The following is a 1611-nucleotide window of genomic DNA, read 5'->3' as shown; positions in this document are numbered from 1 at the left end:
TGCTTATTTCCTAACTGATAAGTTTTAGACTTTCCGTGGTTTCGACCAACGAAAATAATATTCATAGCTTTTCTTATATCGTTCTTTTAGCATATCCCTATTCCATGATGTCATTCCATGACTCAATTTGCGCTAGTTTGACCAAGCATCAAGCTCTTTGCAAGCGCTAGTCGCTTTGCTCTTGAGCCTTGTCACGCCGAACTTAGCAAAGCCAATTTAGCCTGTCACACTTTTAAGTTTATGAGACAACCAAAGCAGCAAAAGTTTGCCCCTAAAATCAGCTTAAAAAGACTGAGTGCGAAATCAAACAATCTTCAGTCTCTGATTAAACAGGCCGCCAGCCGAAAGTCGCTGGAAGTTCTGTTTGACGAAACCTTGCCAAGCGCTTTTAAAGGCAAGTTTCAAATAAACGCCTTTAGCCAAGGCAGGCTCACCCTCACCTGCTCGTCTGCAGCGCTCATGACCAAATTCCGTTTCTCTCAAGAGCAGGTGATATCTATGCTCAATGCAAAAATTCACCCAGAGAGAATAGAGCAGATCAAAATCAAAGTGCGACCCAAAGGGGCATTTTCAAACAAAGCACCCATTGATACGCCAAGTACACCTAAACACTTAAGCAAAAAAAATGCCCAGATTCTAAGAGAAGAAGCTGAGCATACTGATGATTTGAAACTAAAAAAGATTTTACTTCAGTTAGCCAGACATACTGATTAGCAGATTAGTATCAATATATCCGGCTCGCTGGTTTTCTCTTATGCAGCCACTTAAGCAGCTAACACTGGCTTCATATATGAAATTGGAGCTGTACTTGCGTCTTCGAAAGTATTCACTTCCCAAGCATCGGTTTCCTTGATGAGTTTTCGCAGCAACTTGTTGTTCAAGTCATGACCAGACTTGTAACCTTTAAACTCACCAATCAAGCTATTGCCCAATAAGTATAAGTCGCCGATAGCATCCAAAATTTTGTGTTTTACGAACTCATCGTCATAACGCAAACCATCTTCGTTCAAGACCTTGTAGTCATCAACAACAATTGCGTTATCGAAACTACCGCCTTGAGCTAGATTCATTGCTTGCAAACGTTCAAAGTCACGCATAAAACCAAAAGTCCGGGCACGGCTTACTTCTTTTACAAACGAGGTGCTCGAGAAATCAATCGCCGCATCTTGAGTACCCTGATGAAAAACAGGGTGATCAAAGTCAATTGAAAAGCCAACTTTGAAGCCATTAAAAGGCACAAACGTCGCTTTCTTACCGTCTTCTTCGATCGTCACTTCTTTGGTGATGCGAATAAACTTCTTAGCCGCTTCTTGCTCTTCAATTCCCGCAGACTGGATTAGAAAAACAAAAGGACCAGCACTACCATCCATAATGGGTACTTCTTCAGCACTTAACTCAACACGGCAGTTATCAATACCTAAACCAGCCATGGCTGAAAGCAAATGCTCTACAGTCGCTACTTTAACGCCGTCTTTAACAAGCGTTGTTGAAAGCAAAGTCTCACCTACGTTTTCCGCACGCGCTTCTATCTCCACAGCTGGAGACAAATCGGTACGACAAAACACAATCCCTGAGTCGATCGGTGCAGGCATAAGCGTTAAATACACCTTT

The 1611-nt window shown here is 42.2% G+C and carries 2 protein-coding genes; one reads left to right on the top strand and one right to left on the bottom strand.

Annotated elements, in window-relative coordinates:
- Nucleotides 1-240 precede the first annotated feature (240 nt).
- Nucleotides 241-714 carry a DciA family protein gene (locus A3766_RS27315; protein ID WP_068512459.1) on the top strand — a complete coding sequence of 158 codons (474 nt, stop codon included), beginning with the start codon at nt 241-243 and terminating at the stop codon, nt 712-714.
- Nucleotides 715-764: 50 nt separating this feature from the next.
- On the opposite strand, the gene lpxC is transcribed toward A3766_RS27315, so the two are convergent.
- Nucleotides 765-1611 (bottom strand): UDP-3-O-acyl-N-acetylglucosamine deacetylase (lpxC, locus tag A3766_RS27310; RefSeq protein ID WP_068643363.1); only part of this gene is annotated, 847 nt, incomplete at its 5' end.

The sequence above is a fragment of the Oleiphilus sp. HI0132 genome (assembly GCF_001635845.1).
Note: the sequence above shows the minus strand (reverse complement) of the source record. Positions and strands in the feature narration are given on the sequence as shown.